The 20,505-nt window shown below is 69.6% G+C and carries 17 protein-coding genes; 12 read left to right on the top strand and 5 right to left on the bottom strand.

Translation table 11 applies throughout. The annotated features are described in order from the left end of the window. Positions 1-3 precede the first annotated feature (3 nt). From rfbB to AAFX79_10130, 4 genes are read right to left on the bottom strand one after another with little or no spacing between them, the layout of a single operon-like run. Positions 4-1,059: a dTDP-glucose 4,6-dehydratase gene (rfbB, locus tag AAFX79_10145; protein ID MEO1008920.1), complete on the bottom strand. Its 1,056-nt coding sequence runs from the start codon at positions 1,057-1,059 to the stop codon at positions 4-6. Continuing rightward, the gene (gene rfbD, locus AAFX79_10140) at positions 1,052-1,915 is read right to left on the bottom strand and encodes a dTDP-4-dehydrorhamnose reductase (protein ID MEO1008919.1); all 864 of its coding nucleotides are present in this window, start codon (positions 1,913-1,915) and stop codon (positions 1,052-1,054) included. Before rfbD ends, rfbB begins: the two co-directional genes overlap by 8 nt. Next, the gene (locus AAFX79_10135; GenBank protein ID MEO1008918.1) at positions 1,912-2,436 is read right to left on the bottom strand and encodes a hypothetical protein; all 525 of its coding nucleotides are present in this window, start codon (positions 2,434-2,436) and stop codon (positions 1,912-1,914) included. Before AAFX79_10135 ends, rfbD begins: the two co-directional genes overlap by 4 nt. Continuing rightward, on the bottom strand, positions 2,433-3,203 hold the full coding sequence (locus AAFX79_10130; GenBank protein ID MEO1008917.1) for a sugar phosphate nucleotidyltransferase: 771 nt from the start codon (positions 3,201-3,203) through the stop codon (positions 2,433-2,435). The genes AAFX79_10135 and AAFX79_10130 overlap by 4 nt, the downstream gene beginning before the upstream one ends. A gap of 131 nt (positions 3,204-3,334) precedes the next feature. Between AAFX79_10130 and AAFX79_10125 the strand changes: the two genes are divergently transcribed. The 4 genes from AAFX79_10125 to AAFX79_10110 all read left to right on the top strand — a co-directional run bounded on the left by AAFX79_10125 (position 3,335) and on the right by AAFX79_10110 (position 9,161). Beyond that, positions 3,335-4,150 (top strand): BtpA/SgcQ family protein, encoded by an 816-nt coding sequence (locus AAFX79_10125; GenBank protein ID MEO1008916.1) that lies wholly within the window; start codon positions 3,335-3,337, stop codon positions 4,148-4,150. A gap of 132 nt (positions 4,151-4,282) precedes the next feature. After that, the gene (locus AAFX79_10120; GenBank protein ID MEO1008915.1) at positions 4,283-6,064 is read left to right on the top strand and encodes an ABC transporter substrate-binding protein; all 1,782 of its coding nucleotides are present in this window, start codon (positions 4,283-4,285) and stop codon (positions 6,062-6,064) included. A gap of 36 nt (positions 6,065-6,100) precedes the next feature. After that, positions 6,101-7,696: an ABC transporter permease subunit gene (locus tag AAFX79_10115; GenBank protein ID MEO1008914.1), complete on the top strand. Its 1,596-nt coding sequence runs from the start codon at positions 6,101-6,103 to the stop codon at positions 7,694-7,696. Positions 7,697-7,706: 10 nt separating this feature from the next. Continuing rightward, positions 7,707-9,161: an ABC transporter permease gene (locus tag AAFX79_10110; GenBank protein ID MEO1008913.1), complete on the top strand. Its 1,455-nt coding sequence runs from the start codon at positions 7,707-7,709 to the stop codon at positions 9,159-9,161. A 401-nt stretch (positions 9,162-9,562) separates the two neighbouring features. On the opposite strand, the gene AAFX79_10105 is transcribed toward AAFX79_10110, so the two are convergent. Beyond that, a complete protein-coding gene (locus AAFX79_10105; GenBank protein ID MEO1008912.1) occupies positions 9,563-10,393 on the bottom strand; it encodes a TerC family protein in 831 nt (276 codons plus the stop codon). A gap of 122 nt (positions 10,394-10,515) precedes the next feature. Between AAFX79_10105 and AAFX79_10100 the strand changes: the two genes are divergently transcribed. The 8 genes from AAFX79_10100 (at position 10,516) to AAFX79_10065 (ending at position 20,481) form a co-directional block, all read left to right on the top strand. Next, positions 10,516-12,396: an SLC13 family permease gene (locus AAFX79_10100; protein MEO1008911.1), complete on the top strand. Its 1,881-nt coding sequence runs from the start codon at positions 10,516-10,518 to the stop codon at positions 12,394-12,396. Positions 12,397-12,451: 55 nt separating this feature from the next. Next, entirely contained in the window at positions 12,452-13,354 is a 903-nt protein-coding gene (locus tag AAFX79_10095; GenBank protein ID MEO1008910.1) for a sulfotransferase domain-containing protein, read from the top strand. A gap of 165 nt (positions 13,355-13,519) precedes the next feature. After that, positions 13,520-14,572, top strand: a complete 1,053-nt coding sequence (locus AAFX79_10090; protein MEO1008909.1) for an NAD-dependent epimerase/dehydratase family protein — start codon at positions 13,520-13,522, stop codon at positions 14,570-14,572. A gap of 82 nt (positions 14,573-14,654) precedes the next feature. Next, positions 14,655-15,689, top strand: coding sequence for a hypothetical protein (locus AAFX79_10085; protein ID MEO1008908.1), 1,035 nt, complete (start codon positions 14,655-14,657; stop codon positions 15,687-15,689). A gap of 82 nt (positions 15,690-15,771) precedes the next feature. Then, positions 15,772-17,055: a glycosyltransferase family 4 protein gene (locus AAFX79_10080; protein ID MEO1008907.1), complete on the top strand. Its 1,284-nt coding sequence runs from the start codon at positions 15,772-15,774 to the stop codon at positions 17,053-17,055. Positions 17,056-17,178: 123 nt separating this feature from the next. Beyond that, complete coding sequence (locus tag AAFX79_10075; protein ID MEO1008906.1) at positions 17,179-19,122, top strand: HAD-IIIC family phosphatase; 1,944 nt, start codon at positions 17,179-17,181, stop codon at positions 19,120-19,122. A 34-nt stretch (positions 19,123-19,156) separates the two neighbouring features. Continuing rightward, the gene (locus AAFX79_10070; protein ID MEO1008905.1) at positions 19,157-19,387 is read left to right on the top strand and encodes an acyl carrier protein; all 231 of its coding nucleotides are present in this window, start codon (positions 19,157-19,159) and stop codon (positions 19,385-19,387) included. A gap of 23 nt (positions 19,388-19,410) precedes the next feature. Next, a complete protein-coding gene (locus AAFX79_10065; GenBank protein MEO1008904.1) occupies positions 19,411-20,481 on the top strand; it encodes a GNAT family N-acetyltransferase in 1,071 nt (356 codons plus the stop codon). Positions 20,482-20,505: the final 24 nt, after the last annotated feature.

Here is a 20,505-nt window from a genome sequence, read left to right as displayed (position 1 = left end):
CGGCTACCGCGTCGTCGCGCCGTACGTCTTCTCGTAGTAGTCGCGGTACGCGCCGCTCCGCACGCGGCGCCACCAGTCCTCGTGCTCGCGGTACCAGCGCACGGTGCCCTCGAGGCCCTCGGGCCAGGCGCTGCGGCTGGGCTCCCAGCCGAGTTCGGCCTTGATCTTGCTCGCGTCGATCGCGTAACGGCGGTCGTGGCCCAGGCGATCGGGCACGTAGCGGATGCGGTCCTCGCCCAGCCCCATGATGTCCAGGATGGCGTGCGTGAGCTCGAGGTTGCTCCGCTCGTTGTTGCCGCCGATGTTGTAGACCTCGCCGCTGCGGCCGCCCTCGAGCACGGCCAGGATGGCCTCGCAATGGTCGTCCACGTGCAGCCAATCCCGCACGTTCTTGCCGTCGCCGTAGAGCGGCACCTGCTCGCCCTGCATCAGGTTGGTCACGAACAGCGGGATGACCTTCTCGGGGAATTGGTAGCGGCCGTAGTTGTTGCTGCACCGCGTGACGACCACGTCCATGCCGAAGGTCCGCTGGAAGGCCATCGCCAGCATGTCAGCGGCCGCCTTGCTCGCGCTGTACGGGCTCGATGGATCGAGCGGCGTCGACTCGGTGAAGAGCACACTCGGATCGTCGAGCGGCAGCGAGCCGTACACCTCGTCGGTGCCGACCTGCAGGAAGCGGCCCACCCGTCCCTCGTCGGGCCAGGCCTCCCTGCAGGCCTGCAGCAGCGTCTGCGCGCCGGCGACGTTCGACGTGATGAACGGCGAGGCGTCCTGGATCGAGCGATCGACGTGGCTCTCGGCCGCGAAGTTGACGACGGCGTCGCACTCCGCGAGCAGTCCGCGCACCATCTCGAGGTCGTTGATGTCGCCCCTGGCGAATCGGTAGTCGTCGCTCTCCTCGACACCCGCGAGGTTTTCCAGATTGCCCGAGTAGGTCAGCGCGTCGAGATTCGTGATGCGCACGCCGGAGCGGTGCTCCATCACGAATCGCACGAAGTTGGAGCCGATGAAGCCCGCGCCGCCCGTGATCAGCAGGTGCGTGAAGGTTCGCTCAGGCATGGGCGGGCACTCCGGGCAGCCGGCTCAGCACGGCGGCGAGGTTGTCGGTCCAGTGCGGCATGGGGCCCAGTTCGGCCTCGGTCTGCTTGATGTCCAGCACGCTGTACGCCGGCCGCTTCGCCGGCCGCGGAAACTCGTCGCTGGTGCAGGGCGTGATGGCCGAGGGCGCACCGGTCAGCCGCTTGATCTCGCGGGCGAACTCGTACCAGCTGCACTCGCCGCCATCGGTGGCGTGCCAGTGGCCGCGCGCACCACGGAGCGCCAGGTCGATCGCGCACCGAGCAAGATGCTCGGCCGACGTCGGCCGACCGCGTTGGTCGTCGACGACCTTGAGCTCTTCGCGATCGAACATCAGCGTGCGCATGGTGAGCACGAAGTTCTTGCCCCACGACGCGTACAACCAGCTCGTGCGGACGTGGAGCCAGCGGCTCGCGTCGGCGGCCTCCAGGGCTCCCTCGCCGACGGCCTTCGAGCGGCCATATGCGTTGATCGGGTTCCGCGGATGGTCCACCGGGTAGGGCGACTCGCCCCGGCCATCGAACACGTAATCGGTGCCGAAGGTCACGAGCGTGCCGACGCGATCGCTGCCCAGCAGCTGCGCGATGGCGTGCCCGTTGACCCGGGTAGCCTCTGCTTCGTGCGCTTCGGCGCCATCGACATCGGTCCACGCCGCACAGTTGATGAGCACGTCGCACGCGGGCACGCCGGCGATGCTCGCGGGATCGGCAAGGTCCACGTCGCTCCGGGCGATCGCGGCGTGCTCCAGACCGCGCTCTACCAGTTCGGCGACCACCGCGCGGCCGAGCATGCCGCCGCTGCCGAGCACGGCGATCGACTGGCCGGCCGGCTCGCTCATCCGTGCTGCACGCCCCACGGGAAGCCGTCGACGCCGTCGTAGCCCATGCGGTGCTCGTCGGGCTGGCCCGGGTCGTACTGGTGCGTGACGTAGTAGAGCAGGCCCGCCGGCTCGTGGCCCACGGTCGCGCAGCCGTGCCACAGCGGCGGGGGGATGATGACCACGCCGGGTCGCCGCTCGCCCACGATCGCCATCCAGCGGCGGCCGTCGCTCTCGCGATAGACGCCGGTCTTGACGTGCCCGTTGATGCACAGCCAGAAGTCGGTCTGCTTGTCGTGGCGATGCCAGGCCTTGATCACGCTCGGGTACATCACCGAGTAGTTGATCTGGCCCGCGGGCCCCAGCACGCCCTGCATGAGGTTCATCACCGACCAGCCGCGGTCGTCGGCGAAGATCGACGCGGGGATCAGCAGCGGCTCGAGGTCTTCCTTGGCCTTCTCGAAGGCCTCCGCAGGCGAGAGCTGCACGCTGCGGATGGGCTCGGGCCGTCGCGTGGGTGGGGCGTCCGTCGCGGTGGTCATGCCGTCGCTCCCGCGTGCGTGGCCAGCTCGGCGTGGTTGGCGCCGCCCTCGGCCACGTAGTTGGTCGCGCGGCGGAGGCTGTCGAAGGTGCCCGCGTCGGTCCACCAGCCCTCGAGCACGTCGTAGGTCAGGTCGCCGCGATTGAGGTAGTAGTTGTTGACGTCGGTGATCTCGAGCTCGCCCCGCGCGCTGGGCTCCAGCCCGTCGCACATGTCGAACACGTCCGCGTCGTAGAAATAGATGCCCGTGACGGCGTGGTTGCTCGGCGGGTCGCTCGGCTTCTCGATGATCTCCGCGATCCGCCGATCGGCGCCCTCGCCCTCGAAGCGGACCACGCCGAAGCGCTGCGGATCGTCCACCGTCTTGAGCAGCACCTTGGCGCCGCTCTTCTGCGTGAAGAACTCGCCGGCAGCCTTCTTGATGTTGCCCTCGATCAGGTTGTCGCCCAGCACGACGCAGATCTTCTCGCCGTCGGCGAAGTCGCGGGCCAGCCGCAGTGCATCGGCGATGCCGCCCTCGCCCTCCTGGTAGGCGTAGGCCAGCCGCTTAACGCCGAGGTCCTGGCCATTCTTGAGCAGCTTGAGGAAGTCGCCCGCGTGCTCGCCGCCGGTGACGATGAGCACTTCGTTGATGCCCGCGTTCGTCAGGCACTGGATTGGGTAGTGGATCATCGGCCGGTCGTAGACCGGCAGCAGGTGCTTGTTGGTGACCAGGGTGAGCGGCCGAAGCCGCGTGCCCAGCCCGCCGGCCAGAATAACGCCCTTCATGCCCGATCCCTCATGCCAAATCCCGCCCGCCGAGCGGGCGTGCGCGTCCAGTGCCGGTATCGTCCAGACCGGCCGCCGACTGCGGTCCACGGCGGCCTCCTCCGCTTGAATCTTCGCCGTATGCTGGGCCGATGCAAGCCCCCACGGCATCCGAGCCTGCGTGGTCGCCGCCCGGCCCGCTCTTGGGCATGGTGCACGTCGGCCCGCTGTCCTCGGCGGCTCGGGCCGGCCCGCCGCTGGGCGACCAGGTCGACGCCGCCGTCCGCGACGCCCGGACGCTGGCCGACGCCGGCTTCGACGCGGTCATCGTCGAGAACATGCACGACACGCCCTATGTCCACGGCCGGCAGGATCCGGCGGTGGTGGCGTCCATGACGCGGCTGGTGGGGGCGGTGGTCGAGGCCGCCGGCGTGCCCGCGGGCGTGCAGATCCTCTCGGGGGGCAACCGGGAGGCGATCGCGGTGGCGGCCGCCACAGGTGCGAATTTTGTTCGGTGCGAGAACTTTGCCTACGCCCACGTCGCCGACGAGGGCCTGCTCGCCCAGGCCGAGGCCGGCCCGCTGCTGCGGTACCGCCGGCGGATCGGGGCAGAATCCGTCGCAGTGCTCGCCGACGTCAAGAAGAAGCACGCCTCGCACGCCCTGACCGGTGATCTGACGCTCGCCGACGCCTGCCGCGGCACGCGGTTCTTTGGGGCCGACGCGATCGTCGTCACCGGCTCGGCTACGGGCGAGCGGACCGATCCCGGGGACGTCCGCGCCGCCCGCGAGGCCGTCGATGGTCCCGTTCTGGTTGGGTCGGGCGCCTCGCCGGAGGACGCCGCCGCACTGCTCCAGCACGCCGACGCGCTGATCGTGGGCTCGTGGGTTAAGGTGGACGGCCGCTGGCACAACCCGGTGGACGCCGGCCGCGCACGCCGGATGGTGGAGGCGGTCCGCAACTCGTAGTTCGGGTTGCGTGATTCGGGGAATCGGGGTTGGAGCGGCGGCCCAGTGCCAATAGGATCGCATTCGCGCATCCGCGAAGACGACGGCCGGCCGGGCACCCCGGCGCAGCCCCATCCAGCAAGGGAGACCATCATGCTGCAGCACGGAACTCGCAGGTTGCTCTCGGCGCTGGCGGTGGCATCCGCCGCGGTGCTCGGTGCGTCGGCCGCCGCCCAGGACAAGGTCCTGCAGTTGCCCATGCGGACGGTCGGGCCCAACACGCTGGATCCCGCGGCCGGCTCGACGACGTACGACAACATGGCGTGCAGCCAGGTGTACGAGACGCTGATGACCGTTAGCTACGCCGACCCCAACCAGCTCGAGCCGCTGCTGGTCGCCGAGATGCCCACCAGCTACGTCGACGATCAGGGCCGCAAGGTCTGGAAGTTCCGCCTCCGCGAGGACGCGGCCTTCCACGACGACGAGTGCTTCCCGAGTGGCCAGGGCCGCCCGGTGACGACCGACGACGTCTTCTACAGCTGGAAGCGGCTGGCCGACCGCAAGGCGTCCGAGGGCAAGAACTGGTGGCTGCTGAAGGACACAATCGTCGGCTTCGACGAGTTCAAGGCCGTCCAGGACAACCGCGAGACCTTCGACTACGACGCGCCCATCGAGGGCCTGCGGAAGCTGAGCGACACCGAGTTCGAGGTGGTGCTCAAGGAGCCGGTGTACCGCTTCATCTGGGTGCTCCAGATGTTCCAGACCTCGATCGTGCCCCGCGAGGCCGTCGAGCACTACGGCAAGGACTTCTCGGGCAACCCCGTTGGCACGGGCCCCTTCGTGTTCGAGGAGTGGCGGCCCAAGCAGAGCTTCACGGTCGTCCGCAACCCCGAGTACCGCACGGCCTACTACCCGAGCGATGGCTGGTCGTCCGAGGACGAGTCCAGGGGCCTGGCCGAGCCCGCGGGCCAGCGGATCCCCTTCGTCGATCGCCTCGAGTTCTCGATGTATGTCGAGGACAATCCGCTGTGGCTGAAGTTCGACCAGGGCGAGCTCGCGTACATCGAGCTGCCCTACGACTTCTTCGAGTCGGCCTTCAACAAGCGAACCAAGCGGCTGAACCGCGATCTCCGCCGCCGCGACGTGAGCTACGTCGTCGAGCCGCAGCTGGACTTCATCTTCCGCGCGTTCAACATGGAGGACGAACTCGTCGGCGGCTACACCGACGACAAGATCGCCCTCCGCCGGGCCCTCGCCCTCGCGGTCGATCTCGACGAGTTCAACAACACCTTCTACCAGGGGCTGTGCTCGGTGTACGACGGCCCCATCCCGCCCGGGCTGGACGGCCACCCCAGCGACGGCAACGCCGCGACCAGCTACCGCGGGCCCAACCTCGAGCTGGCCCGCGAGTACCTCGCCCAGGCCGGCTATCCGGACGGCGAGGGGCTGCCCCCCATCAAGTTCTACACCAGCCGCAGCGACGTCAACTCCCGCCAGACCGCGATGCTCAAGCGGCAGCTGGGCGCCATCAACGTCCGCGTCGAGGAGTACCTCGTCGACTTCCCCGACCTCATCGGCACCGTCAACCGTCGCGCGGCGCCCATGTTCGGCTTCGCGTGGGCGAGCGACTATCCCGACGCCGAGAATAACCTTGCGCTCTTCTACTCGCCCAACTCCGCGCCGGGCAGCAACCACAGCAACTACAACCGGCCCGAGTTCGATGCGCTCTACGACGAAGCCCGCCTGATGGAGCCCGGCCCGGAGCGGACGGCCAAGTACGTCCAGATGCGGGACATGGTGATCAACGATGTGCCGTTCATCGGCTCGCTCGCCCGCAACCGCTACTTCCTCATCAACCCGCACGTGCGCAACGCCAAGCCGACGCAGCGGCACTGGAGCTGGTTCAAGTACCTCGACACGGATCGCACCAACTAGCGACGCCGCGCAGGCGAGAGACGACGGCGGACGCGCATGTGGGCATACGTACTACGCAAGCTGCTCTACAACATCCCCGTGTACATGGGGGTGATCCTCTTTCTCATGATCCTGCTGAGGCTCACCGATCCGGTGACCGCCTACCTGGGCAAGTTCCCCACCTACGACGAGTACAAGACCAAGCGCACCGACTTCGGCCTCGATAGGCCGCTGCTGGGCGACTGGCAGGTCGGCGGACGCGAGTGGACGCGGCGCGACGGCGGCGTCGGCGGCTCGCACCTGGCCAAGGGCAGGGGCACCGGCAAGAGCTGGGTCCAGTGGACGCTCAACCTCGAGCCGGGCCAGTACGACCTGTTCGTCTCCTGGCCCGGCGAGATCGACGATCAGGGCATCGAGCGCTCGCTGGGCGAATCGGGCCTCGTCTGGGTCCGGCTGCTCAACGGGTCGGCCGACGGCGGCGAGCCCACCGCCATCCGCACCGCCTCGGTCGACCAGACCAGGCCCGCCGACGACGCCGTCGTCGACGGCGTGGGTTGGGCGACGCTCGGCAGCGTCCGCGTTGGCACCGATCCGCTGATCGTCCGCCTGCTGGACGACAGCAGCGGCGGCGTGCTGGCAGATGCCCTCCGCGTTGTGCCGGAGGCCGCCGGAGAAGGGGGCGCAGGCGACACGATCGTCCTGGATGCCGGCGAGGACGCCGCGGGCGTCGAGATGCAGAGCGACCCCTGGACGTTCGGCGGATTCGTCGCCAGCTTCTGGGACAACCAGTACCGCCGCAAGCTGTGGAGCATCATCCGCTTTGACTTCGAGCAGCGGAGCTGGGCGGTCCAGTCGCAGAAGGTCGGCGAGATCATCGCCTCGTCCATCGTGCCCAGCATGTCGGTCACGCTGCCGGTGCTGCTGATGAGCACCAGCATCTCGGTGTGCGTGGGCCTCTTCGCGTCGTTCAACCGCGGCAAGCCCATCGACCGCGGCGTCATGTTCGTCGCCGTGCTGGGCATGAGCATCAGCTACCTGGTCTACGTCATCGTGGGCCAGTACATCGGGGCGGCCTGGCCCGACAAGGCCTTCGGCATCGAGTTCTTCGCCACCTTCGGCTACGACCCGGTCTTCCCGGCCTGGGGCGAGGTGCAGGAGGAACTGCAACGCAAGGGCGTCGAGGATCCGAGCGTCGTGCGGACCACGCTGTCGTGGGTGAACACGGCCGGATACAACTGGAGGCACTTCTGCCTGCTGCCGGTGATCATCGGCGTGATCGTGGCGATGGGCTACGACACCCGCTTCTACCGCGCCGTCATGGTCGAGGAGTGCAACAAGGACTACATCCGCACCGCCCGTGCCAAGGGCGCCAGCAACCGGCGGGTGATGTTCCGTCACATGCTCCGCAACGCGCTGATCCCCATCATCACCCGCGTGATGATCTCGCTGCCCTTCGTCATCATGGGGTCGCTGCTGGTGGAGATCTACTTCGGCATTCCGGGACTAGGCCAGCAGCTCTACACCGCCATCACCGCGAAGGACTTCCCGGTGGTCGAGGCCATCACCGCGCTGCTGGCGGCGCTGTTCATCATCACCAACATCCTGACCGACGTGCTGTACGCCATCGTGGACCCGCGGGTCACGCTGAAGTAGGAGGCGCTGCGTGGCCACCGGATCACTGCTGGACCGCAAGATCGAGGAAGAGCTGCAGGGCGGCAAGGTCGGCCGCATCGCCGCCATCCGCCGTTCGCGGTCGTTCCGCACCTTCGTCCGGGACAAGGCCGCCGTCGTCGCGACCTGCATCATCGCGGTCTACATCAGCGTGGCGCTGCTCATCGTCGGCTCCCAGCTCGCCGCGGGCCTCGCGAGCAGGGTCGGCCTCGATCTCTCGGACACACTGCTCGTCCGCGAGCTCTCGCTGGACGCCTCGCTGCAGCGCGTCGGCCCCGACGGCCTGCCGGGCTTCTTCGAGACCGCCGAGATCAACGATCGCCTCGCGCAGGTCGACTTCTATGTGGACCGCGTGGCTCGCGCGCTCGATCGGAGCGATCCGCAGACCGCATTGGACGCGATCGAGTTCGCCGAGCGGACGGTGGTCGACGAACCGGTGGACGACGTCCGCGCCCGGGTAGCAACGATCCGGGACGAGATCATCCAGATCAACGAGGGCACCTACGCCGACCGCGAGGTCGCCCTCGACGACATCGCCTTCGGCCGCGAGGACCTCAAGGAGGCCAGCGACGAGGCCGAGCGCGAGGAGCTGCTCGAGGAGATCGCGCAGGCCCAGGACGATCTCGAAGTGGCCGAGGCCGCCCTGCTCGCCGAGATCGCCGAGCTCGAGGCCAGCGTGGACGAGCTGCTGCCCGTGCCCGGCGGCGTCGCCGGCGTGCTCTACGACGCCCGCGTGCTGCTGGGCACCGACAAGCAGGGCCGATCGATCCTGTGGCGGGCGATCTACTCCATCCGCGTCGCGACGCAGGTGGGGCTGGTGTCGGCGATCATCGCGGTGTGCGTGGGCGCGGCCCTCGGCGCGGCCGGCGGCTTCTTCGGCGGCTGGGTCGACCACGCCGTCGTCTGGCTCTACTCCACGCTGTCGAGCGTGCCCTACATCGTGCTGCTCACCGTCGTGGCCTTCGTGTTCAGCTCGATGGAGCTCGCCGTCCCGTTCACCGGCGGCACCAAGGTCAGCCAGACGCTCATCCCGATGTACGTGGCCTTCGGCGTGACGTTCTGGATCGCGCCCTGCCGCCAGATCCGCGGCGAGGCCATCAAGATCCGCTCGCTGGACTACGTGCAGAGCGCAACGTCGGTCGGGGCGGGCCGGCTGTACATCCTCCGCCGGCACATCATCCCAAACGTCCTCTTCCTCGTGTTCATCAACTTCTCGCTGATCTTCATCGGGGCGATCAAGAGCGAGGTGATCCTCAGCTTCCTGGGCATCGGCGTGCAGGGCCAGCCCAGCTGGGGCGTGATGATCAGCGAATCCAAGAGCGAGGTGCTCAACGGCTTCTTCTGGCAGATCGGCACCGCGACCGCCTTCATGTTCGGGCTCGTGCTGGCCTTCAACGTCTTCAGCGACGCCCTGCAGGACGCCTTCGACCCCAAGCACGCCCGCTAGGCGACGCCACTCCGCGGGCCCGCGTCGCGCGGCCGCCGGGGCGAGGCCGGACGGCTGCCTGTGAGATGGACTTCTCGTGGGCATCGCGCCGGCGGGCGATTCCGCCGCGGCGCAATGAAAAACACGACGTCCGAAACTAATCGGGCGCCGTGTTTAGGAGGAGAGAGACAAGACATCTCTAATATGCCCGCGCTTCTCGGACAGGCCAGCACTTTGACCAAGAAAATGATCCAAAAGGCTGGCGGAGGCCCGATCGCATAGCTCCAAAGGCCCTCAGAATGGGCAGATCCGCGATCGGACCACCGGATTCCCACGGCTCGAGATCGCCAGCCGCGGTCGCCCGAAACGCGGTCGAGCGAGTTTCTGATCGCTTTATGTTCGGAATCTCGAACGGCGTCGTGCTAGCCGGCCTGCCCGCTCTCGCCGGATCGCAGCGACGTGGGGTCGGGCAGCACGGTGGCGATCTTGCCCGCGGCGGCCGCCCGCTTGCGGCTGGCCTTGCCCGCCAGCAGGTTGAGCGCCTCGACGAGGATGGCAAAGGCCATGGCCGCGTAGATGTAGCCCTTGCCCACGTGCCCGCCCGCGCCCTCGATCATCAGCGTCACGCCGATGAGCAGCATGAAGGACAGCGCCAGCATCTTTGTGGTGGGGTGGTGGTGGATGAAGCGTCCGATGGGCCTGGCGAAGATCATCATCACCACCACCGACGACACGATGGCGATCGCGATGATCAGTTGGTTCTGGGTCATGCCGACGGCGGTGATGATCGAATCCAGGCTGAACACCGCGTCCATGATCAGCACCTGGATGAGCACGCCCGCGAACGTCGCCCTCGCGCCCGCGTGCAGTTCGCCCTCCTCGTCGGTCTCCAGCTTCTTGTGGATCTCCTTGACGGCCTTGTAGATCAGGAAGAGGCCGCCCGCGAGCAGCACCAGGTCCTTCCAGGTGAACGGATGGCCGAAGACCTCGAAGGCCGTGCCCGTGAGCCTCAGGATCAGGCCCACGACCGCCAGCAGCGCCAGCCGCATCACCATCGCGAAGAACAAGCCCAGGAAGCGGGCTCGGGCCTGCTGCTCCTCGGGCAGCCGCTCCACCAGGATCGACAGGAACACCACGTTGTCGATGCCCAGCACGATCTCGAGGGTGACCAGGGCGGCGAGCGCGGCGAGCCCCGCGGCCGAGAACAGCGTGGCGGTGGAGGCCGGTTCGGCGACGTCGAGCAGGGCCAGCATGGCGGTCTCCTCCCGCGGGATACGCCCGCCGCCCCGCCAAGAACGGGGCGGGCTCAGCGGCGTACCACCATACCGCCGATACACCGCCCGGGCCCGCCCGCGGGCGCCCTCCGGAGACGCTCGTGGACCCGCACGCCTGGCTGACCATCTCGGTGATCGCGGCCGCCGTCGTGGCGATGGCCAGCAACCGCATCGGGCCCGATACCGCGATGCTCGGGGCGCTCGCGGCGCTCCTGGTCGCGGGCGTGTTCCGGAGCCCCGCCGACGCCTTCCGCGGCTACGCCGACCCGTCGGTGATCATGATCGCCGCCCTGTTCGTCGTGGCCGCCGGCCTGACCGAGACCGGCGCGATGCACTGGATGGCCACCCGGCTGCTGGGCCGTCCGTCCACGCCCGCGGGCGCGATCGCGCGGCTGTCGATCCCCGTCGCGGGCATGTCGGCGACGATGAACAACACGCCCATCGTGGCGATGGCGATGCCCATCGTGTCGGCCTGGGCTCGCCGCGCGCGCCTTAGCCCATCGGTGCTCTTCATGCCCCTCAGCTTCGCGGCCATCCTGGGCGGCATGTGCACGCTGATCGGCACCTCGACCAACGTGCTGCTCGACGAGCAGTACATGAAGTACATCGCCGATGCCGGCACCGCCGCGCGGCTGCAGGACCAATTCGGCCTCGAAACCCCCGGCACGCTCGAGCGGTTCTGGCGGGTCGCGGTCGTGGGCCTGCCCGCAGCCGTCGCCGGCATCGCGTTCATGGCGCTCTTCGCCTCGAGGCTGGTGCCGAAGCGGCGCCCCGTCGACGACGGCGACGGTGAGCGCGAGTACACGCTCGAGATGCGGATCGAGCCGGGGTCGGCCATCGACGGCAAGACCGTCGAGCAGGCCCAGCTGCGCCACCTGCCCGGGCTGTTCCTGGCGTCCATCGAGCGCAACGGCGAGGTCATCCCCGCCGTCGGCCCCGACGAGGTGCTCCGCGGCGGCGACGTGCTGGTCTTCGCGGGCATCCTCGATTCGGTGGTCGACCTGCTCAACATCCGCGGGCTCGTGCCCGCGACCGACCAGGTCAAGAAGGTCGAGGCGCCGTGGGCCAACCGCGCCGTGGTCGAAGCGGTGATCAGCCCATCGAGCCCGCTGTGCCAGCAGAGCATCCGCCAGGCCCAGTTCCGCACGCGGTTCAACGCCGCGGTCATCGCGGTGCACCGCGTGGGCAGGCGGGTCGAGGGCAAGATCGGCGACATCGTGCTCCAGCCCGGCGACACGCTGCTGCTCAGCACGCACCGCGGCTTCGTGTCGGCCTTCCGCAACTCGCGGCACTTCTACCTGGTGTCGGGCGTGGAGGAGGCCCGCGTGGTCCGCCACGACCGCGCGTGGGTCGCGCTGATCATCCTGGGCATCCTGGTCGCCTCGCTCGCGCTGCCGCTCGCGCCGGCCCTGAACTGGCTGTTCGCGACGCTGGGCTGGGCCGTCACCGCGAGCGTCACGCCCGTGTCAGCCGCGGTGGGCTGCGCCGTGCTGATGGTGCTCACCCGGTGCGTCACGGGCACCGTGGCGCGGCGGAGCCTGGACTGGCAGGTCATCCTCGTCATCGGCGCCGCCATCGGGCTGGGCGAGGCCATGCGGCAGAGCGGCGCCGCCACCGGCCTGGCCGACGCCATCCTGGGGCTGGGCCTGGGGCCCTACGGCCTGCTGCTGGCGGTGATCCTCATCACGGTGCTGCTCACCCAGGTCATCAACAACGCCGCCGCCGCCGTCATCATGTTCGAGATCAGCATGCAGGCCGCCCAGGACGCGGACCTCAGCCCCGAGCCCTTCCTGCTGGGGCTCATGGCGGCGGCCTCGGCCAGCTTCCTGACGCCCATCGGCTACCAGACCAACCTCATGGTCACCGGGCCCGGCGGCTACCGCTTCCTCGACTTCCTCCGCCTGGGCGTGCCCATGACCGCCATCGTCACCATCACCGCGATGGTGCTCGTGCCGCTGGTCTTCCCGTTCCGGCCCATCTAGCGATCGCTCGTCGCGCAGAGCCGGCGCGCACGGCCCGCCGGTGTAGCCTTGCAGCATGCCGGACGCAGATGCTGGTGCGATGCAGGCGGCGGACGACGGGCTGGTCCCGCCGGGCGTCCGCCCGGTGCTGGTGGCGTCCCACCAGCGGTCGGGCACGCACCTGACGATGGACCTGCTGCGGCGGCAGTTCGACGCGTGCCGCCCGCCGTTCCGCCCCGGCGTCAATCCGCACCGCTACCTGTACTTCAGCATGGACCGCTTCCGCCCGACGCACCCGTCGCACGTCGGGCCGTCGGCGTGCCTCGCGGTGCTGCGGTCTACTTCGATGCCGATCCTCAAGGCCCACAGCCTGCCGGGTTTCCCGGAGGCCAGCGAGGAGGCCGCCCCCCTGTGCGCCGCGTTGATGGCCCGCAGCATCCGCATCTACTGCGTCCGGGACGTCCGCTCGATGCTCGCGAGCCTGCACGCCTTCGATGCGGTCGACGACGAGCGCTACGCCGCGATGCCGCTGGCCGAGTTCATCCGCACGGAGATCAACGGCGTGCCGAGGCCCGGGGTGTGGGCCAACCACGTCGAGGCCTGGCTCGACCGCGGCGAGCCCTCGCTGGTGCTCCGCTTCGAGCGGGTCATCGCCGATCCCGCCGGCACCATGGACGAACTGGCCCAGGCGCTCGGCCAGCCCCCGCTGCGGCGCGAGCCCGTCCTGCCCCGGGCGATGAAGCACCGCTGGCGGATCTGGGCCGCCCGGCTCACGGGCGTGCCCGAGAGCACCAATGTTATCGGACGCCGCAAGGGCATGGCCGTCCCCAAGTGGCGCGACACGCTGGATCCCGACGACCGGGCCTTCATCGAGCGGCACGCCGGCCACGCCCTCCGACGCCTGGGCTATGAGCCCGACGACGCCTGGGTGCGGGAGGGGCCCCGGGCGAGCCACGCCGAACCGGGGACGTCCCGGTGACGAAGCACCGCCGCGGGGCGATGGGAACCCCGAGCCGCGCCGGCCGCGGGCGTTCGGCGGACGCGATAACATCAATATTCGTGGATTGGCGGCGGACGCCCGGAGGCCCCTTGCGCCCCGTGGCAGCGCCGGGAGCCCCACGACCAGCACCGGGAGGAAGGGCACATGGCAGGCGAATTGGTGGTCGTCGCGGGCGGGGGCGGGTTCATCGGCGGGCACCTGGCCGCCGATCTGCTCAAGCAGGGCTTCCGCGTCCGCTCGGTCGACCGCAAGCCGCTGGACCAGTGGTACCAGGTGCACGGCGAGGCGGACAACCTCGTGGCCGATCTGAACGGGCTCGACGCCTGCCACAAGGCCTGCGACGGCGCCACCCACGTCTACCAGCTGGCCGCCGACATGGGCGGCATGGGCTTCATCGAGACCCACAAGGCCGAGTGCATGCTGAGCGTGCTCATCAACACGCACATGCTGATGGCCGCCCGCGACGCCGGTGTGCAGAAGTTCTTCTATAGCTCGTCCGCCTGCGTGTACAACGGCGACAAGCAGGTCGACGAGGACGTCGTCCCGCTGAAGGAAGAGGACGCCTACCCCGCGCTGCCCGAGGACGGCTATGGCTGGGAGAAGCTCTTCAGCGAGCGGATGTGCCGCCACTTCCGCGAGGATTTCGGCATCTACACGCGGGTCGCCCGCTACCACAACGTGTACGGCCCTTTCGGCACCTGGGAGGGCGGCCGCGAGAAGGCGCCCGCCGCCATGTGCCGCAAGGTGATCGAGGCCAAGCTCAGCGGCGACCACTCCATCGAGATCTGGGGCGACGGCAAGCAGACCCGCTCGTTCATGTACATCGACGACTGCCTCGAGGGCAGCCAGCGGATCATGCACGGCGACAGCATCGAGCCCCTGAACCTCGGCAGCGACGAGCTGGTCACCATCAACCAGCTCGTGGACATCGTCGAGGACATCGCCGGCATCAAGCTCGATCGCAGCTACAACCTCGACGCCCCCAAGGGCGTCAACGGCCGCAACAGCGACAACACGCTCATCCAGCGGGAGATCGGCTGGGCTCCCTCCATCCGCCTGCGGGACGGCATGGAGCGGACCTACAAGTGGATCTACGACGAGCACATGAAGAAGTACAACGGCAGCGTGCCGAAGCGCGAGGCCGCACCCAAGGGCGCGCACGCCAGGCATTCCGAGCAGGCTGGCGCTGCGCGATGAACCCGCGGGTCGTCTAGGACGACCCGGCACCGCACATTCGTTCCCGAGCACGACCCATTCCAGAGCAAGAGAGGACCTCGCCATGCGGACCACGATCGCTGCCCTGACCCTGTGCGCGACGCTCGGCGTCGCGGGCCTGCCCGCACTCGCCCAGAACTCCGTGTCCGCATCGGCGCAGGCACAGGCCGACCTGCCCAAGGCCGCGAAGCTCGCCGAGAAGGCGGTCGAGGCCGTCGGCGGCCGCTCGAAGCTCGAGAAGATCAAGAGCCTGCGCGTGGTCATGTCCATGGAGGCCATGGGCATGCAGATAGAGATGGACACCGCGTGGGCCCGCGCGGGCGGCCGGCTGGTCAAGATGAACATGGGCGGCTTCGGCGAAACCTCGATGGGCACCGACGGCACCATCGCCTGGGGCACCAACCCCATAACCGGCGAGTACATGATCCTGCCCGACGAGCAGGCCGAGCAGCTCAACGACCAGGCGTCGATGCACATGGCGATGATCGATCCCATCGGGATGCGCGACGAGGAGCTGGAGAAGTTCGAGACCGTGGGCCGCGAGTCCTTCCGCGGCGTGGACAGCTTCAAGGTGCTCTACGTCACCAAGGAGGGCGACAGCGAGGGCCACATGTTCTACGACGCCAAGACGGGCATGCCCGTGGGCTTCCGCCAGACCGAGGCCGGCCCGATGGGCCAGCAGACCACCACCGTCGCCTTCGAGGACTGGAAGGCCGTCGAGGGCGTCAAGTTCTTCCACAAGGCGATGGTCGAGTCGGCCCAGATGGGCCCCCAGCCCATCGCCATGACCGTCAAGACCCTCGAGGCCAACAAGCTCGACGCCTCGGCGTTCGAGCCGCCCGCCGAGGTCAAGGAGATGGCCGCCAAGCAGGCCGAGCAGAGCGGGGGCGCCGCCGAGATCGACTTCAACTCGCTGCCACCCGCCAAGCAGCAGGAGGCCCGCGAGCAGATCGCCGCCATCCGCGGCGCGGGCAAGGACGTCGCCCGCCAGGCCATCGAGAGCCTCGAGCGGGGCATGACCTACATGCCCGACGGCAACGACAAGCTCACCCTGCAGTATGTCGTGCAGGAACTCAAGAAGTACGTCAACGACGGCTGACGACCGGCGGCCATCGCGGCCGGCCCGATTCGGCGCCCCGGCCTACACCCGGGCGCCCCGCTGACCGATGGCCACCCCGGCGATGCCAGCAGACGACCCACAGCCCCGGCCCACGCTCGTCGTGATCAGCCTCGTGTACGTGCCGGACCCGGCCAGCGTCGGCCAGCACATGCACGACGCGGCGGCCGAGATGGTCCGGCGCGGCTGGCGGGTGGTCGTGCTCGCGGCGGCCCGGGGCTACGAGGACGCCACGGTCCGATATCCCGCCCGCGAGACCCGCGACGGCGTCGAGATCCGCCGGCTGCCGCTCTCGAGCTTCGGCAAGCGGGCCCTGCCCCTCCGCCTGCTCGCCGGGCTGCTCTTCGTCGTGCAGGCGTTCGCCCGCGGGCTGTTCGTGGGCGGCGTGCGGGGGGTGCTGGTGAGCACGGCGCCGCCCTTCGCCGGCGTCTTCGGCGCCACGCTGGCACGACTGAAGCGCGCCGCGTTGGCCTTCTGGGTGATGGACCTCAACCCCGACCAACTCATCGAGAGTGGCGTCATCAGCGCCCGCCATCCCGTCGCGCGGCTGTTCGACTTCTTCAACCGCGTCACGCTCCGGCGCAGCGACGGCGTCGTGGCCCTCGATCGCTTCATGGCCGATCGGCTGGAACGCAAGGCCGCCGTCGGCGAGCGGATGACCATCCTGCCGCCCTGGCCGCATGAGGACCACGTCCAGCCCGTGGCCCACGAGGACAACGACTTCCGCCGCGAGCACGCCCTGGAGGGCAAGTTCGTCTTCATGTACTCGGGCAACCACGGCATGACCACGCCCGTCACGACCGTGCTCGACGCGGCCCTGGCGCTGCGGCACCGCGAGGACGTGGTGTTCATGTTCATCGGCGGCGGGCTGGGCAAGGCCGACGTCCGCCGCGTCATCGCCGAGCACGATCCGGGCAACATCGTCGATCTGCCCTACCAGCCCTTCGAGCGGCTGCGGTTCTCGCTGTCGGCCGCCGACGTGCACCTGGTCACGATGGTCGACCCCGTCGTCGGCTGCGTGCATCCGTGCAAGGTCTACGGCGCGATGGCGGTCGGCCGGCCCATCCTGTTCGTCGGACCCGAGCCCAGCCACGTGACCGATCTGCTCTCGGGCGAGGGCGTGGGCTGGCGGGTGCCCCACGGCGATGCCGACGCCTGCGTCCGGCAGATCGAGGCCATCCTCGACACCCCGCGGGGGGAGCTTGCCGCCATGGGTCGCCGCGCCCGGGCCTTCATCGACGAGCGGTACACGCAAGCCCGCCTGCTGGGCGAGTTCTGCGACGCGGTCGAGGCCGCCATCGCCCGCCGCCATCCGGAACTCGCCGGGGCCCCCGGAGCGTCGCGTTAGCCCCAACCCATCGGCCGAAATCGCCGATCTTGCCGGTGGGCGGCGGCGTACGTCGGGTGCGTCGGAGCCGGGGCGGCCGGGTGGCGCCCCATACGATCCGGCCCGCGGCGGAGGATGCACACGGTGAGCAGCGCAGGCCGGCCAGAGCCATCCCCGCCCTCCCGCGAGGCGATCGACGAGGCCATCGCCCGCGCGCTGCAAGACGCCGACGCCGCCCGCCCCGCGCAACACGCCCTCAACGCGTTCTGGCGGTCCAATCCGGCCGCCGCCCCCTGGGTCGCGGGCCGCTTCCAGAAGCTCGCCGCGGCTCTGGGCGCCCCGACGCTCGACCTGCTCGTGCTCCGCAGCGTCACGCTCGAGCCCGTGGCACCGCTGGCCCGGGCCTGCGCCGCCGAGTTTGGCGTCGACCTGCGCATCCGCTTCGGCGAGTTCAACGCCTGGACGCAGGAGCTGCTCGACCCCCGCAGCATCGCCTACGCCGATCCCGCGCCGCAGGCCGTCGTGCTCGCGGTGCAGACGCGGGACATCGCGCCCATTCTCTGGAGCGGCGCCGCGGGCCTCTCCCGCGACGACGCGCTAGCCGAGGCCGATCGAGTCGCGAGCGAGCTGGCCTCGCTGATCCGGACCTTCCGCGATCGCTCGGCCGCCCACCTCGTCGTGCACACGCTCGAGCAGCCCGCGTGGCCGACGCTCGGCGTGGCGCTCGAGTCCCGCGACGGCACGCACGCGCGGCAAGCCGAGGCGATTGGTCGCATCAACGATCGGCTGCGCGCAGCGGCGGCAGAAGTCCCCGGCGTGCACGTGCTGGACTACGACGCGCTCGTCGCCCGCCACGGCCGCGAGCGCTGGCACGACGAGGACAAATTCCTCACGATGCGGATGCCGCTGGCCGCCGACGCGCTGCTGCCGCTGGCACGGGAGTGGTCCCGCTTCCTGCTACCCATCGCCGGCCGGCAGTCCAAGTGCCTCGTGCTCGACCTCGACAACACGCTGTGGGGCGGCATCGTGGGCGAGGACGGGCCCGACGGCATCCAGCTGGGCGTGGAGCACCCCGGCGCGCACTACGTCGCCATCCAGCGGGCCGCCCTCGACCTGTACCATCGCGGCGTGGTGCTGGCGCTGTGCAGCAAGAACAACCCGGGCGACGCCGACGAGGTGCTCCGCAGCCATCCGCACATGCTCATCCGCCCCGAGCACCTGGCCGCCGTCCGCGTGAACTGGACCGACAAGGCCCAGAACCTGCGCGAGATCGCAGCAGAGCTGAACATCGGCGTCGACTCGCTGGTCTTCCTCGACGACAACCCCGTCGAGCGTGAGCTGGTCCGCACGCTGGCGCCGGAGGTCATGGTGCTCGAGCCGGCGTCGGCCGACCCCAAGCACATGCTCCGGGCGATCCGCGAGTGCCCGCTCTTCGAGCGGCTGGCGCTCAGCGACGACGACCGATCGCGGGGCCGCATGTACGTCGAGCAGCGGCAGCGCACCGAGCTGCAGAGCGCGGCCACGTCGCTCGAGGACTACTGGCGCTCGCTGGCCATGGTCGCCGAGGTCGGCATCGTGGACGAAACGACCGATTCGGCTACGGTCGAGCGGATCGCCCAGCTCACCCAGAAAACCAACCAGCTCAACATGACCACCAAGCGTTACAGCACGCAGGACGTGCAGGCGTTCGCCCGCGATGGCGACAGCAGCGTGTACTGGATCCGCGTGGCCGACCGCTTCGGCGACAACGGCATCGTCGGCGTCGTGATCGCGAGGATCGAGGGCGACGCGTGGCACCTCGACACCCTCCTGATGTCCTGCCGCGTCATCGGCCGCACCGTCGAGACGTGCATGCTGGCGACCGTGGCCGAGCACGCGCGGGACGCCGGCGCCTCCCGGCTCGAAGGCTGGTTCTACCCGACCAAGAAGAACCCGCCCGCGCGGGCGATCTACGAGGACCACGGATTCGAGGTCATCCGCGGGACCGACGGTGGGGCGCTGTGGTCCCGAGACATCACGGGTGATGATCTCCAGAACCCCGAGTGGATCGAACGCCGCCTGATCGCGGGCGCCGCCCAGACCGCGTGACGCGCCCTCCCGCGGACCGCCCACGGAGACCTCCATGGCCGACGACGTGCTGAGCCAGACCCGCCGGATCATCGCCGATACGCTGGGCGCCGACGACATCGCCGCTGATGCGTCGCCCGACTCGGTCGAGGCCTGGGATAGCTTCGCGCACCTGAACATCGTGATGGCGCTCGAGCAGTCCTTCGGCGTGTCCTTCGATCCCGAGGAGGTTGGCGAGCTGCTGTCGCCGCAGGCGTTCGCCGATCGCGTGGAGGCCAAGCGCTGACCGCCACCGCCGCCAAGCCGAGGGTGGAGCTCCGCCGGGCGACCGCCGACGACCTGCCCGACCTGGCCTTGCTGCTCGCGCAGCGCGACGAGGACGGCCGCCGCGAGGCACACGTGTCGGCCACGCTGTGCGATCTGGATCCCGAGCGCATCGCCGTGTGGATCGCCTCCGCGCACGGCGAGCCCGCGGGCATGACCGCGCTGTACCTGCGATCGATGCGCTGGCCCGGCCGCGGCGAGGTCCGCGTGGGCTACTGGGCGCACCTGTTCGTGGTGCCCGAACACCGCCGGCTGATGCTCTACCCCCAGCTGGTCTTCGCGATGCGCAAGGCGATGCGGGAGCTGGGCATCGCCGCCATCGTGACCGGCAACCGCCGCCCGTCGGTCGCCGAGGGCCACCTCAAGCTCGGCTTTGCCGTCGCCTGCACCTGGCCCGTGCGCATCAAGCCGCTGCGGCCGTTCCGGCTGCTCGGCAAGCACAAGGGGGTGGCGTGGGCACGAGCCTTGGCTCCGCTTGGCGACTCTCTGTGGCGGCTGAGGATCCGGCGGCCAAAGCCGCCGACCGGCATCGAGCTGGAGCACGTCCAGGACGCTGCCCACGCGGGCACTTTCGTGCTCGACGCTGTTGCCGACCTCCTCGCGGAACGCTCGGGCGATCGGATCTCGACGGCGTGGACCGCCGACCTGCTGCGGGCCCGGCTCGCGGTGGGCATCGACGGCGAGCCGTACCGCCTCGTGCTCGCACGGCGGGGCGGGGCCATCGAGGGGGTCGCCATCTATCGCACCGCGTCGCGGGGGGACGGAGTACACACCGGGGCGCTGCTCGAGCTGGCCGCACGCGACGATGACGCGCGCACCCTCGCCGCCCTGCGTGGGGCCGTCGAGGTTTCGCTGCTCGAGCGGGACGCCGACGTCGCGCTGTGGCTCGATGGTGCTGGTGGGGCCGCGAGCGAGGCCCTCCGCGGCGGCGGCTACATCCAAGCCAAGGGGGAGCAATACCAGATGCTCGTCTTCCCGGCCGACGACGCGGAGCGTGCCCCGGCCAACGACCCCGGCAACTGGCGGTTCACGCTGCTGGACCACGACGCGTTCTGATGGCAGGCGCACCCAACAACCCTC

It is taken from the genome of Planctomycetota bacterium, from assembly GCA_039819165.1.
In the GTDB taxonomy this organism is placed as follows: domain Bacteria; phylum Planctomycetota; class Phycisphaerae; order Phycisphaerales; family UBA1924; genus JAHCJI01.
This window is presented reverse-complemented; position numbering and strand designations above follow the sequence as displayed.